At 66.7% G+C, this 16112-nt stretch carries 1 protein-coding gene (running past one end of the window); it reads left to right on the top strand.

Translation table 11 applies throughout. The features are described 5' to 3' along the window. A protein-coding gene (locus tag AABA84_RS32665; RefSeq protein WP_338314185.1) for a tandem-95 repeat protein crosses the window boundary here: on the top strand, positions 1–16112 show its 3' end. 16255 nt of this gene lie to the left of the window's left edge; the window shows 16112 of its 32367 coding nt (coding positions 16256–32367); its start codon lies beyond the left edge, outside the window; it ends in the stop codon at positions 16110–16112.

Below are 16112 nucleotides of genomic sequence, written 5' to 3'. Positions count from 1 at the left end.
GTGCCGATACCTACGTGTTCGCCGCTGGTGACGGCAACGACACGATCACCGACGGCGGCGATGCAACGAGCGATACGTTGCGGATCGAAGGCTATAGCCTGTCGCAGATCCGCTTCGGCGCGGTCGGTCAGGATCTGATCATCCGCTTCGCCGGAAGCGCCGATCGCATCATCGTCCGCAACGGCCTCGGCAGCAGCGTCAGCGATCTCGTCGACGCCTTCGAGATTGCGGCCGACGGTGTCACGCTGTCGCTTGCCGACGTGCGCGGCCGTCTGGTCGAGGACGTCGCCGTCAGCGGCGAGTTCCTGGTCGGCGGTGCCGGCGATGACGTGCTCACCGGCGGCACCGGCGACGACTATCTCAAGGGCGGCGAGGGGGCCGACATCCTGTCGGGCGGTGCCGGCAACGATCAGTTCGGCGACATTTCCGCCGACAGCTCCGTCGACACGCTGACCGGCGGCGCCGGGCGCGACACCTATTACTACCTGCCGGTCCGGCAGGGTGCGGCGGCCATCGTCGCCGACGTCATCACCGATTTCCAGGCAGGCGCCGGCGGCGACGTCATCCGCCTGATGACCAGCAATCCCAATCCGTTCGAGGGCGGCAACATCTTCCTGACGCAATCGGGCAGCGATGCAGTCGTCATGATGCGGGCGACGTCGGGGCCCGACCAGGAGCTGGTACGCCTGCTCGGCGTCGACGCCACGACGCTGACCTCGGCCAATTTCGACGGCGTTCCGATCGCGATCGACAATTCGATCAGCATCAATGATGACGATGCCGGCCACGTCCTCAACGGCAGCGCCCTCGATGACCGCATTTTCGGCAATGGCGGCAACGACGTCATCAGCGGCTTCGGCGGCAATGACCGGCTGGCCGGTGGCGCGGACAACGATTTGATCGATGGCGGCCTCGGCAACGACCTGATCGCGGGCCAGGAAGGCAACGACCAGATCGTCGGCGGCGGCGGCAGCGACATCATGTCGGGCGGCTCCGGCGATGACGTCATCACCGGTTATGGCGACGGCAGCTTCGCGACCGACACGGATGTGTTCGAGGGCGGCCAAGGCGATGATCAGCTGGCCGGCGGCACCGGCACGGACGTCTACCGCTTCGCGCGCGGCGACGGCCGCGACACCATCTCCGACCTCGGCGGCACCGATCGTCTGGAATTCGCCGCTGGAATCGCGGCGGCCGACGTCAGCGTCGTGCAGATCGGACGCGACGTAGAATTGCGCATCAACAACGAGGGTGGTCGGATTCGCGTGACCGGCGCGCTCGACGGCGCCAGCGCCATCGAGACGATCGCCTTTGCCGACGGCACCAATTGGACCTGGAACGACGTGCTGACGCGATCCCTGCAGGGATCGAGCGGTGACGACGTGCTTGCGGTTCCCGCGAGCTTCCAGGGTAATCTCGTCACCCTCGACGGCAAGGCGGGGAACGACACCCTGCAAGGCAGCGCGGGAGCCGACACGCTGATCGGCGGCACCGGCAATGATGTGCTGCAGGGCGCGGGCGGCGACGACACCTATGTGTTCGCCCGCGGCGATGGTCAGGACGTCATTCTCGACGCATCCGGCACCAACACGCTGAGCTTCGCGGCAGGTATCCTGTCGAGCGATATCCGCGTCGTGCGCGGCGCGGCCAATCTGGTGCTGGAAATCATCGGTACCGGTGATCGCGTCGATCTCGGCTCTCCGGCGACGGCGGACATGGGCGTCTCCCGCGTCACCTTCGCCGACGGCACGGTCTGGACCGCATCGACCCTAATCGCGCTCGCCCGCACGGCGACGGGCGGCAACGACGTCATTCGCGGCGACGATCTCGACAATACGCTCGCCGGGGGCGCCGGCGATGATCTGCTGATCGGCAATGGCGGGGCTGACGACCTCGACGGCGGCACCGGAAACGATCGCCTCGAAGGCGGTGCCGGCGACGACACCTACCGGTTCGCGGCCCATGGCGGCCACGACCGCATCGCCGATACGGCCGGCAACGACACGCTGCTGCTGGCGGCAGATATCGTCCCTGACGACATCACGGTGTCGCAGAGCGAGGACGGCGCTGATTTCACGCTGATCGTCAAGTCGACCGGCGCGCGCATCACCATCGAAGGCGCGCTCGGCGCAGGCGGCATCGAATCGATCCGCTTTGCCGACGGCACGGTGTGGGGAGCCAGCGACCTGATCGCACGCGCGCCGAGCTTTGCCGACGATTTTCTGACCGGCGATGCCGGCAACAACGTCATGGTCGGTGGTCTCGGCAACGATCATTTGTCCGGCGGTGCCGGCAACGACACCTACCGCTTCGCCCGCGGCGACGGCAGCGACGTCATCAACGACAAGGCGTCGTCCGCGGCCGACCGGCTCGAGATCAGCGGCTACTCCGCCGCCGAGATCAGCTTCCACCGCATCGCCGCCGACAGCGACGATGTCGCGATCCGCTTTGCCGGAACGACCGACCAGATCGTTATCGTCGATGCGCTCGCCGCCAACTCCGCCGGGGTCGAGACGATCGCACTCGCCGACGGCACGCAGTACACCGTCGCCGATATGAAGCTGGCGATCCTCGCCAGCCTCACCACCGACGGCAACGACATCATCATCGGCACCGACGGCGCCGACACGTTGATGGGCGGCAAGGGCAACGACCTCATCGACGGCGGTTACGGCAACGACACCTATCTCTATCGCCGCGGCGACGGCGACGACCGCATCAACGCGGTCGGCAAGGGCACCGACGTCCTGAGCCTGACCGACTACAACGTCGCGGACGTCGTCTCCGCGGTCCGCGCCGGTCCCGACAGCAACGATCTCGTGCTCTCCTTCGCAGGCGCGGGCGATCGCGTGGTGCTGATCGACGCCCTCAGTCCGTCCAACAATCCGGCGTTCGGCCTGTCGGTCCGTTTCGCCGACGGCACGGTCTGGAATCGCGACGCGATGCGGGCCCGCGCGCTGTCGGATATCGACGGCAGCGGCAATGACAATGTCTACGGCTTCGACGGCAACGACACCTTCGCCGCGCGGGCGGGCAACGATCTGCTCTCGGGCGCAGCCGGCGACGATCTCTATCAGTTCAGGCGCGGGGCTGGTAACGACACGGTCGTCGATTCCGGAACGGGTGGCACCGACCGGATCCAGATTGCGGACTTCACCTCGGCCGAAGCCCATGTCGAGCAGCTCTATCGCGGCTCGGATGCCGTCGTCATCCGCTTCACCGGCAACAGCGCCGACAGCGTGACCGTGTTCGATGCGCTCTCGGCCGATGCCAAGGGCATCGAGAGCTACGTCTTCGCCGACGGCGTGGTCTGGACCAAGGAGACCCTGCGGGAGCTGCTGGGCAACCGTGCTCCGACGGCCCTCGGCGACGGCTTCTTCTCGGTCACCACCGGCGTCGAGCTCGTCATCAAGGCGACCGATCTGCTCCGCAACGATTTCGACGCGGACGGCGATGCGCTGACGATCGTCGGGGTCGATGCCGGCACTTCCGGCGTTGCCACCATCGATGGCCAGGGCAACATCCACTACACCGCGACCAACGGATACTACGGCTCCGCCTCGATCAGCTACACGATTTCCGACGGCCACAACGGCTTTGCCACGGCTTCGGTCGATCTCAAGGTGCGCCCGGTCGCAACGGCCTATCCGGATACGGGCTTCACCGTCGCCGAGGACGGCTCGCTGGTGATCCGCGTCGAGCGGCTCTTGGCCAACGACCTCGACGGCGACCGCATGATCGTCGGCCAGGTCTATCAAGCCGTCAACGGGACGGTGGCGCTGGCCAGCGACGGCAACATCACCTTCACGCCGAACGCCGATTTCAACGGCACCGCCGAGTTCAGCTACGTCGCGAACACGCCCGAAGGCGGCCGGGCCGAAGCCAAGGTGACGATCCAGGTCACCGCAGTGAACGATGCGCCGGTGGCGCATGACGATGTTGTCGATGCGACGCCCGAAAGCACGGGCTTCACGCTCGATCCGAGCACGCTGAGCGCCAACGACAGCGACATCGATCACGACGGGCTCTCGGTGCAGTCGGTGATCTCCAATGCGGACGTCACCGTGACGATCGGCGACGATGGCCTGATCCATGTGACCCCGCGCGCCTATTTCTGGGGCAACGCTCACTTCGACTACGTCGTCGCCGATCCCAGCGGGGCGACCTCGACGGGCCGGGTTAGCTTCACCGTGACGCCCGTCAACGATCCGCCGGAGCTGCACGACGACCGGTTCGAGACCACCGACAACGGCGACCCGATCCGCGAGGACAACCCGATCGTGATCGGCGCCGACCGGCTGCTCGCCAACGACATCGAGCACGACGGCGAGACCATGACGCTCACCGCCGTCCGCAACAGCCATGGCGGCAACGCCGTGCTGCTCGAGAACAACACCGTCCTGTTCACGCCGACGCCCAATTTCAACGGCGATGCCTGGTTCGAATATCAGGTCGACGACGGTCACGGTGGAACCGCCTGGGCCCGCGCGACGCTGGCCTATCAGCCGGTCAACGACCTGCCGGATGCCCGCAACGACAGCTATACCGACCAGAGCCTGCCGATCCTGCGCGGCACGGAAGACCATTCGATCGAGATCCCGATCATCGACCTGCTCAAGAACGACAGCGACATCGAAGGCTTCGCGGTGCAGTTCGAGAGTGCCGGCAACGCGGTGCATGGCGACATCGAGGTCACCGACCACGGCACGATCATCTTCACGCCGGATGCCGATTTCTGGGGCGAGGCGTCGTTCAGCTATCTCGTCCGCGACAACGAAGGCGCGGTCGACGGCGCTACCGTCACGATGTGGTTCGAGAACGTCGGCGACGCGCCGCCGGTCGCGCATCGCGATGTCATCTATGTCAACGAGGATATCCCGACCGTCATTCCGATTTCGGCACTGCTTGCCAACGACACGGACGTGGACCGCGATCCGCTCCGCTTCCTGGGCTGGCGGCTGTCGACGACGCTGGATGCGCTGGTGTTCGGCGGCGATGCCGGCCAGAAGCTGAACGGTACCATCGAGTTCGATGCCGACGGCAACCTGGTGTTCACGCCGAACCGGGACGCGAGCCAGAGCTCCGGTTTCGTCTACGGGGTGACCGACGACGCCGACGGCTCGGCGGAAGGCTATGTCGACATCATCATCGTCCCGACCAACGACGATCCGACCGTCGGCCAGGACGAAGGCTTCGTCACGCCGCTCGATGCGCCGCTGGTGCTGCGCGTCACCGATCTCTTGAAGAACGACTACGACATCGAGCAGGCCGATCATGACGGCGACGGCGTGATCGACGACGACCTCGACAACCCGAACCGGGCCCGCCCGACCTTCGTCGGCGTCGACGGCGTCTACGATGCCGATGCGCTCGCGCTCGGCCAGCGCGTGCCGCGCGGCACGGCCGAGGTGGTCGACTGGAACGGCGAGAAGTTCATCGTCGTGCACTTCGCGGCCGGCTTCACCGGCCAGGTCGCGGTCGAGTACCGCATCGCCGACACCGACGGCGCGACCGACACCGGCTTTGCGATGGCGTCGGTGGCCGACAGCTATAACGGCCTGCTGCGTGGGACGGCGAAGGCCGACTACCTCGTCGGCACCGAGGGCGCGGATCTGATCCAGGCGCTCGGCGGCAACGACTTCGTGCTGGGCGGCGGCGGCAACGACCGGATCGAGGCCGGCACCGGCGACGATCAGATCGATGCAGGGGCCGGCGACGACTGGATCGACGCGGGCGACGGCGCCGACCGCATCACGGGCGGCGACGGCTACGACACCGTCAGCTTCGAGAATTCCGATTTCCTCGTGCGCGCCGACCTCGAGTCGCGTGTCGGCCAGGGCGGCTATGCGCAAGGCGACACCTATATCGGCGTCGAGGCGCTGATCGGTTCGCAATATGCCGATCAGCTCGGCGGCGATGCCGCCGACAACCGGCTCGAAGGACGTGACGGCAACGACATCCTGGAGGGCCGCGGCGGCAACGACACCCTGCTCGGCGGCGCGGGCGACGACGTCCTGACCGGCGGGGCGGGGGCCGATGTGCTCGACGGTGGCCTCGGCAACAACACGGCCGATTACAGTTTCGGTGCGACCGGCGTGTCGATCTCGCTGGCGTCAGGCACCGCCCATGGCGGCGACGCCGAGGGCGACGTCCTGACCAATATCCAGAACCTGGCCGGGACCGACGCCGACGACACGCTGGAAGGCGATTTGCTCGCCAACATCCTGTCGGGCGGTCGCGGCGACGATATTCTGATCGGCAATGCCGGCGACGACACCCTGATCGGCGGCCGCGGTGCGGACCAGCTGATCGGCGGCGACGGCATCGATACGGCGGACTACACGCTGTCGACGGAAGGGGTCACCGTCGACATGGCCAATGGTGCCGCCGGCGGTGGCGATGCGCTCGGCGATACCTTCTCCGGGATCGAGATCGTCCAGGGCTCGTATCAGGACGATACGATCAGAGGTGACGCCGGCGACAACCGCATCCGCGGCGGCCGCGGCGCCGATATCATCGACGGACGCGGCGGCTTCGACATCGCCGATTACAGCCGTGCCGACGAGGGCGTCGCGGTCAATCTGGCGACCGGCCTCGGCACCGCCGGCGAGGCGGCCGGCGATCAGCTCACCTCGATCGAGATGCTGGTCGGATCGCTTTGGAACGACCAGCTCACCGGCAGCGCCGGCGACGACTGGTTCCAGGGTCTTCGCGGCAACGATGCGATCGCCGGCGGGGCCGGCTCGGATACCTATGTGTTCGGCTTCGACGACGGCCAGGACGTCATCACCGAGCAGGGTGCGGAGACCGACACCGACCGCCTGGTGCTGTCGTCGGCGATCGCGCCGAAGGACGTCTCCGTCATCCGCGAGGGCAACGACCTCCTGCTCGAATTCGAGCGGCAGGATGGCTTCCTGATCGACACCGTGCGCGTCACGGACCACTTCCTCGGCGCGCAGAGCGGCATCGAGGAGATCGTGTTCTCTAACGGAACGGTCTGGGATCGCGACCGCATCGATCAGCTCCAGCAGCTCGGCCGCTTCAATGCCGCCGACGACATCGTGCATCTCGGCGTCGAGGATGAACCGGTCGTGATCGATCCGGCGACCCTGTTCGCCAACGACGCTGACAGCGCGGTCAACCTGACGCTCGCCGGCGTCGGCAATGCCGTGAACGGCACCGTGCATGTGCGCGAGGACGGGAAGATCGAGTTCTTGGGCGCGCCGAACTACAACGGCGATGCCTTCTTCAACTACACCGTCCGCGACCAGTTCGGCCGCGAGTCCACGGCCCGGGTCGAGGTCGATCTCGCACCGGTCAACGACGCGCCGACGGCGGTGGATGATGCGCTGGTCTATGGCGTCGAGGACCAGATCCTGCGGATCCGGATCGACACGCTGCTCGCCAACGATTTCGACGTCGATGGCGACGCCGGTCTGGAAGGGCTTCACATCGTTTCGATCGCGCCGCTGACCAACACGTCCGGACAGGCGATCGACAGCTACAAGGATCCCGACTACAGGTTCGAGGGCAGCAACGTGACCGCCCGGCTGGATGGCGACTACATCCAGTTCAAGCTGCGTCCGGACTATTTCGGCGCGGCAGGGTTCGTCTACACGCTGGCCGACGCCAGCGGCGCGACCTCGACCGCCAAGGTCGAAATCTCGATCTCGCCCGTCAACGACGCGCCGCGCGATCGCGACACCTATCGCTGGATCCGTCTCGGACAGGATACCACCGTCACGGTCGCTGACCTCTTGGCCAACACCTACGACATCGAGGGCGACGGCTTCACCTTCGTCGGCCTGCATGGCGGTCTCGACAACAACCCCGCCAACAATGGCAGCCTGGTGTTCGACCAGGCAACCGGCACCATCACCTTCACGCCGGCCTCGCTCGGGCAGGCGAGCATCGAATATGACGTGATCGACGCGCGCGGCGCGGCGGCGACCTTGACCTATGACTTCAAGGTCAAGCCGCTCAACGATCCGCCGAAGGCCTACAACGACTATGGCTACCGGACGCTCGAGGACCAGATCCTCGTGATCGACCCGGCGACGATCCTGGCCAACGACACCGACGAGAACGGCGACACGCTGGTGCTCGACAGCATCGCCCGGTTCGCCGATGGCGGTAAGGTGCGCCTGCGCGACGACGGCATGATCGAATTCCGGCCGACGCCGGACTACAACGGCACCGCCGGCTTCCAGTACACGATCAGCGACGGCCATGGCGGCACCTCGTCCGCCTATGTCGCGATCACGGTCTTGCCGCGCAACGAAGCTCCGATCCTGCGCAACGACTATGTCAGCGGCCTGGAAGACGGTCCGCTGTTCGTGATCCCCGGCGAGGCGTTCGGCAACGACATCGACGCGGACGGCGACGTGCTGTTCTTCAAGCGCTCCACCGTGCTCGGCGTGGTCGACCACCGCTATCTGTCGGTCGGCTACAACGTCAGCGCGGCCCTGGCCGACGGCTCGGCCCTGCCGTCCTGGCTGCAGTTCGATCCCGCCACCATGCGGTTCACGGGATCGCCGCCGGCCGGAATGGACCCGCTCTCCGTCGACGTCTGGGTGAGCGACCCCTCGAATGGGCGGATCTTCAATACGCGGTTCGAGCTGACGGCCGGCGAGATCTCGGGCGGCTTCGACGCCAGAACCGATGTCCTGAGGGGTTACGAGATCCGCTCCGCCTTCGCGGTCGACTACGAATTCGATGCGTCCGATCTTGGCGCGGACACGACCGTTACCGCCAAGCTCGCCGATGGCTCCGTGCTGCCGTCCTGGCTCAGCTTCAACGCCCAGACGCTGCAGTTCTCGGGAACGCCGCCCGAGGGGACGACGGATCCGATCAACGTCCAGCTGACCTTCACGCATTCGGCCGCAGGCGGCGGCAGTCCAAAGACCTTCACCGACAGCATGACGCTGGATCCGGCCACGCTGCCGGCCGGCGTCACCTATGACAGCCAGATCGCGCTGCTCGACACCAAGAGCGGGACAGTTTCGGCCTCGATCATCGGCGGCCGCCCGTTGCCGGATTGGCTGTCCTTCGACGCGGCGACGCGCACGGTCAGCCCGAGCGGCTTCGCGCCGGACGCGGATGCGCAGCTGGCGCGCCTGCAGGTCGTGTTCACGCCGGCGCCGCGCGTGCTTCCCGACGGGACCTATGCGTCGAGCAACCGGGGCTTCACGCTGGAATTCGTCGTCGATCCGCACGGCGATCTCGCGGGCCAGATGACGGCGATCAACCAGGCGCTGGAAGGCGATGCCTATTTCGCGGGCCAGGGCCTGTTCGCGCTCGACCTGAAGGGCGCCGGTGCGATCACCGCGACCCGCGAGAGCGGCGCGCCGCTGCCGGACTGGCTGAGCTTCGACCCCGCCACCTTCACCTTCTCCGGCATGCCGCCGGCGAACTGGGTCGGCGCCGTACCTGTCCGCCTCGATATCGCTGCCGGCAACGGCCATCCGGCGATGTCGATCATCACCGAAGCCGTGGTCGACGACACCTTCAAGATTGCGCCGTTCCCGGCCTCCACGGTCGTCTCGCCCGGGCAGATCAACGTCGCGGTTCCCACCGACTTCAACGGCACGGTGGTGCTGAGCTATGACGCCACCGACGAGAAGGGCGGCGTCTCCGGCAATCCCGCGCTGATCTTCTACGACGTGAAGCCGACGCGCGAGCGGCCGGACACAGCGGTCGACAATCTGACGGGGCGCGAGGGCCAGTCCACGCGCTTCGCGGTGACCGACCTGCTGCGCAACGACTTCGATCGCGACCGCGATGCGTTGCGGATTCTGTCGCTGGGGCAGCCGGCCAACGGCTCGCTGGTCATTGAGCTCGCCCATGCCAATATCGCGCCGCCCGCCAGCCTCGGCCAGCTCGACGGTGCGGTCTGGAGCGCGACGCTCGCGGACGGCTCCGCACTGCCGGGCTGGCTCACGATCGACAGCGCGACCGGCGCGCTCTCAGGCGACGTCCCGCTCGCGTTCGCCTCGAGCCTAGACATCCGTTTCACCCGGACGCTGGGCGGCGATAGTCAGAGCGCGACCTTGAGCCAGCGCTTCGACGGCAATTTCGGGGCCTTCGCGGTGTATACGCCGGCGGATGCCTTCTCCGGCGATGACGGCTTCAGCTATGTCGTGACCGACGACCGCGAAGGTCCTTCGACCGGCTCGGCCATCGTGCACGTCGCCGCCGTCAACGATCCGCCGACCACGGTCGAGGATAATGTTGCGGCGATCGAGGATACGCCGCTTCTGATCGACCCGGCGACGCTGCTCGCCAACGACTACGACGTCGACAACAACCCGATCCGCTTCGTGGACGTCGCCAATGCCACGCATGGCACCGTCAGCTTCGACGGCACCCATATCGTGTTCACGCCCGACCACAATTTCGAGGGCGTCGCGACGTTCGAGTACGTCGTGACCGACGACACCAACGGATCGAGCACCGGCAAGGTCAAGGTCAACGTCGCCTCGACCAACCACGCGCCGGTCGCCGCGACCGACGTGTTCGCGACCGAGGAGGACACGCCGTTCGAGTTCACGACGGCCGACCTGCTCGGCAACGACAGCGATGCCGACGGCGACACCATCACGTTCCAGTCGCTGTCGCGCAGCGCCGGCAATGGCCGTATCGTCGAGCTGCCCGACGGACGCTGGCAGTTCGTGCCGAACGAGAACATCAGCGGCGCGGTCAATTTCAGCTACACGATCTCCGACGGGCGCAAGACCTCGACCGGGACCGTCACGTTCAACGTCGCTGCCGTGAACGATGCGCCGATCGCCAATCCGGACGGAGCAGGGACGGCCAACGATCCCCTGGGTCTGTTCAGGACGACCCAGGACCAGGCCATCACGATCGACTTCGCCGCGCTGATCGCCAACGACCGCGACGTCGAAGGCGACAGCTTCGAAATCGTCGAGATCTTCGATGGCGACCAGGGCACGGTGGTTCGCGTCGGTTCGACCGCGGTCTTCACGCCGAACGCCGGCTATATCGGCGATGCCGGCTTCCACTATCGCGTCACCGACAGTCATGGCGCCTCCAGCGTCGGCTTTGCGACGCTGCTGGTCGCGCCCAACGTGCCGCTGCCGATTCCGGTGTCGGATGCCGGCTTCGAGGTGCTCGAAGACGGTTTCATCGACATCGATCCCCTCGCGCTGATGGCGAACGACTTTGCGCCTGAAGGATCGACCTTGACCTTCGTCGGGCTCGAAGGCGCCGAGTTGCTCGCGAACGGAAAGTATCGTGTGACGCCGGCCGCCAACTTCAACGGCGAGCTGGTTCTGCACTATTCCATCAAGAACGAGCAGGATTTCGCGGTCTCGACCACCGTCACGATCAACGTGCTGCCGGTGGCCGACGCCCCGGTCGCGCGTCCTGACACGCTCGAGATGCGCGAGGATTCCCCACTGACGCTGTTTGCGAGCCAGCTGCTGGCCAACGACAGCGATGCCGACCAGCAGGCGTTCGTGCTGACCCGGATCGTCGCGACCTCGGGCGTGACGGTCACCGATCTCGGCTTCGGCCAGCTCCAGATCACGCCGAACACCGATTTCAACGGATCGGCCTGGTTCGACTACGAGATCGAGGATTCGACTGGCCTCGCCGCGACGACACGGGTCAATATCAACGTAGCGGCGGTCAACGACGCACCCGTCATCTCCGCGGTTCCCGTGCTCAAGGGGATCGAGGATCAGCGCTTCAGCGTGACCTTGCCGGCCGGCTTCGTCAGCGACGTCGACGGTGACGCGCTGCTGGTCGAAATCCGGGGCAAGGGCGGCACGGCGCTGCCGGCCTGGCTGCAATACGACCCGCAGACGCGCCTGCTGAGCGGCGATCCGCCCGCCAATTTCAACGGGGCGATCCAGCTCGAGATCGCGGCGTCCGACGGCACCGCGCAGACCGTGCGGGAGCTGCTGGTTTCGATCGCCCCGGCCAACGACGCGCCGGTGCTGTCCGTGCCGCTGGCCGATGTGACCTCGTCCGAGGATGCGCCGCTGTCGATCGCGATCCCGGCCGGCAGCTTCACCGATCCCAATGGCGATCCACTGACCTATTCGGCGACGTTGGCCGACGGCAGCGTGCTGCCGTCATGGCTCGGCTTCGACGGCACGAATTTCACCGGCACGCCCCCGGCGAACTTCAACGGCGGTTTCGATATCCTGGTCACGGCCAGCGACGGCGCGCGCGCGGCGAGCGACGTCTTCCGCGTGACCATCACGCCGGTCAACGATGCGCCGGTCGTGGCGCAGTCGCTGGCCGACGTGTCGTCGCCGGAGGATTCTCCGGTCTCGATCGCGATCCCGGCCGGCAGCTTTGCGGATGTCGACGGCGATACGCTGACCTATGCCGCGACGCTGGCCGACGGCAGCGCGCTGCCGTCCTGGCTCAGCTTCGACGGCACGACCTTCACCGGCACCCCGCCGTCGAACTACAACGGCGCGATCGACATCAAGGTCGTCGCCAGCGACGGCTCGCTCACCGCGAGCGACGTGTTCCGCCTGACCATCACGCCGGTGAACGATGCGCCGGTGCTGGTGCAGCCGCTGGCCGATATCGTCTCACCGAAGAACGTCCGTGTCACGATCCCGGTCCCGGCCGGCAGCTTCGTCGATCTCGACGGCGACACGCTGACCCTGACGGCGACGCTGGCCGACGGCAGCGCGCTGCCCTCGTGGCTGGCCTTCGACGGCGCGACCTTCAACGGCACGCCGCCCACCAATTACACCGGCGCGATCGACATCAAGGTCACGGCGAGCGACGGGTCGCTCACGGCGAGCGACGTGTTCCGCCTGACGATCGCGTCGGTGAACAACGCGCCCGTGGTCGCGATCCCGTTGCCCGACGTCTCCTCGCCGGAAGACACCGCTGTCTCGGTCGCGATTCCGGCCGGCAGCTTCACCGACGTCAACGGCAACCGGCTCACCTACACAGCGCTCCTCTCCAGCGGGGCTGCACTGCCGACCTGGCTTTCCTTCGATGGCACCACCTTTACCGGCACGCCGCCGGCCAATTTCAACGGCACGGTCAGCCTCAAGGTCACGGCCAGCGACGGCGCGTTGTCGGCCAGCGACATCTTCGTGCTGACGATTACACCGGTGAACGACGCGCCGGTGCTGTCGGTGCCGCTGTCCGACATCAGCTCGGCTGAAGATGCCGCGGTGTCGTACACGATCCCCACCGGGCGCTTCACCGACGTCGACGGCAATCCGTTGACCTATTCGGCGACCTTGGCAGACGGCAGCCCGCTGCCGTCCTGGCTGACGCTGACCGGCGCCAAGTTCGCCGGCACGCCGCCGCTGAACTTCAACGGTGCCATCGACATCCGGGTCACCGCGAGCGACGGGTCGCTCTCGGCCAGCGACGTCTTCACGCTGACGATCACACCGAAGAACGACGCGCCGGTGCTGTCCGTGCCGCTGCCCGACGTGACATCGCCGGAAGACACGCCGCTGTCGATCGCGCTTCCACCCGGCAGCTTCACCGATGTCGACGGCGATACGCTGACCTACACGGCGACGCTCTCCACCGGCGCTGCGCTGCCGGCCTGGCTGAGCTTCGACGGCACGAATTTCACCGGCACGCCGCCGGCGAACTACAACGGCACGCTCAACATCAAGGTCACGGCGCGTGACGGTGCACTGTCCGTCAGCGACACCTTTGCGCTGACCATCACGCCTGTGAACGACGCGCCGGTGGTTTCGGTGCCGCTGTCCGACGTCAATTCGCCGGAAGATACCGCGATCTCCTACACGATCCCGGCCAGCCGCTTCACCGATGTCGACGGCAACGCGTTGACCTATTCGGCGACCTTGGCGGACGGCGGTCCGCTGCCGTCCTGGCTGACGCTGACCGGCACCAAGTTCGCCGGCACGCCGCCGCTCAACTTCAACGGCGCCATCGACATCAAGGTCACTGCCAGCGACGGCTCGCTCTCGGCGAGCGACGTCTTTACCCTCAACATCACGCCGAAGAACGATGCGCCGGTGCTGGCCGCGGCGCTGCCCGACGTGACGTCGCCGGAAGATACGCCGCTGGCGATTACGATCCCGCCCGGCAGCTTCACCGATGTCGACGGCGATACGCTGACCTATACGGCGACGCTTTCCACCGGCGCTGCGCTGCCGGCCTGGCTGAGCTTCGACGGCACCACCTTCACCGGCACGCCGCCGGCGAACTACAACGGCGCGCTCAGCATCAAGGTCACCGCCCGCGACAGCGCGCTGTCGGCGAGCGATATCTTTACGCTGACCATCACGCCGGTGAACGACGCCCCGGTGGTCTCGGTGCCGCTATCCGACGTCAACTCGGCCGAGGACGCCGCGGTCTCGTTCACGATCCCGACCGGCCGCTTCACCGATCCTGACGGCAATACGCTCACCTATACCGCCACGCTGGCGGATGGGAGCCCGCTGCCGTCCTGGCTGACGCTGACCGGCACCAGGTTCGCCGGCACCCCGCCGCTCAACTTCAATGGCGCGATCGACATCCTGGTCACCGCCAGCGATGGCTCGCTCACGGCCAGCGACGTGTTCACCCTGACGATCACGCCCGTCAACGACAAGCCGGTCGCGGCCAATGACGGTCCGTTCTCGGTCACCCATGGCGATACGCTCGCCATCGCGCGCGCAAGCCTGCTCGCCAACGACGTCGATATCGACGGCGACAATCTGACCATCGTCTCGGTCGGCGCGCCGCCCAAGGGCACCGTCGTGATCGACGGGCAGGGCGTCAGCTATACGCCCGATTTCGGCTACGAGGGGACGGACAGCTTCACCTATACGATCAGCGATGGCGTCGCGACGGCGACGGCCACGGTCAGCCTCACCATCTCGAACGCCTTCGAGGGCTGGGTGGTGGGGACTGCCAGCGCCGAGACGCTGGTCGGCGACGCGGTCGCTCCGAACAGCATCTATGGCGCCGGTGGAAACGACGTCATCACTGGAGGCGCTGCCGCGGACCGTCTGGCCGGCGGCATCGGCAACGACACGCTCAACGGCAATGACGGCGATGACTCGTTCTGGGGCATGGCCGGCAATGACACGATCAATGGCGGCAACGGCACCGACACCGCCTACTATAACGGTGTGATGTCGACCTATTCGATCGTCACGTCGGCGGGGTCGGTTCAGGTCACCGACAATTCCACGGCCAATGGCAGCGACGGCGTCGATACGCTCACCAGCATCGAAAGGCTCATCTTCCGCAACGGCGAGACGGTCACGCTGGCAGCGCCGATCATCCTCGATCTCGACGGCCTGGGCGTGGAAACCACGACGGCCAGCCAGTCCTCGGCGAGATTCGACATCGATGGCAACGGAACGGCTGACGACACCAGCTGGATCGGGACCATGGAAGCTTTCCTTTTCCTCGACCGCGATCGCAACGGAATCGTGAGCGGCATCTCGGAGCTGAGCTTCGCCGACGATGTGGCGGGCGCCCGCTCCGATCTCGAAGGGTTGCGTGCCTTCGACAGCAACCGCGACGGAATGCTGTCGGCCGACGACATTCGCTTCTCCGACTTCAATCTCTGGCAGGACCGCAATGGTGACGGGAGGGCCCAGGACGGCGAGATCCTGTCGCTGGCGACCGCGGGCGTGCGCTCGATCAATCTGACGGCATCGGCGACGGAAGGGTCCTGGGAGTTCGGCAGCACCGTGGTCGTCAATCGCGGCAGTTACACCCGGACCGATGGGCACACGATGGACTATGTCGATGCCGCATTGACGCAGGCGACGGCGCCGCAACAGCTCGCCGCCGCCGACGCGAACGCCGCAAGCTCGGCCCAAACGCTGGCCTCGGCGCTCGGGATCCTGTCCGCAAATCCCGCGCCCTCGATCGGCGAGCAGTTCTGGCGCGCGATGGATGCGATGACGGGGCCGGCGTTCCCGGATAAGTCGGACGCGGCTGGCCCGTCGCGCCCTGGAGCCAACGAGGACAGTTGGGTCGGGCGTGTGGCGAGAGGCGAGGGGGCGACGGATCAATCGCCCGCGCTGCTGGCGCTGATGCGGCAGGAGATGTCCGCGTTCGGCACCAATGCGGGCGCCGCCGACCTTGCCTGGCGCAAGGACGCGGCCACGCATCCGATGGATTTCTTCGCCTGA

Origin of the sequence: Bradyrhizobium sp. TM239 (genome assembly GCF_036247985.1) — a bacterium.
GTDB classification, from domain to species: domain Bacteria; phylum Pseudomonadota; class Alphaproteobacteria; order Rhizobiales; family Xanthobacteraceae; genus Bradyrhizobium; species Bradyrhizobium ottawaense.
The sequence above is the reverse complement of the archived record's forward strand: the minus strand, read 5'-3'. Positions and strand labels throughout refer to the sequence as shown.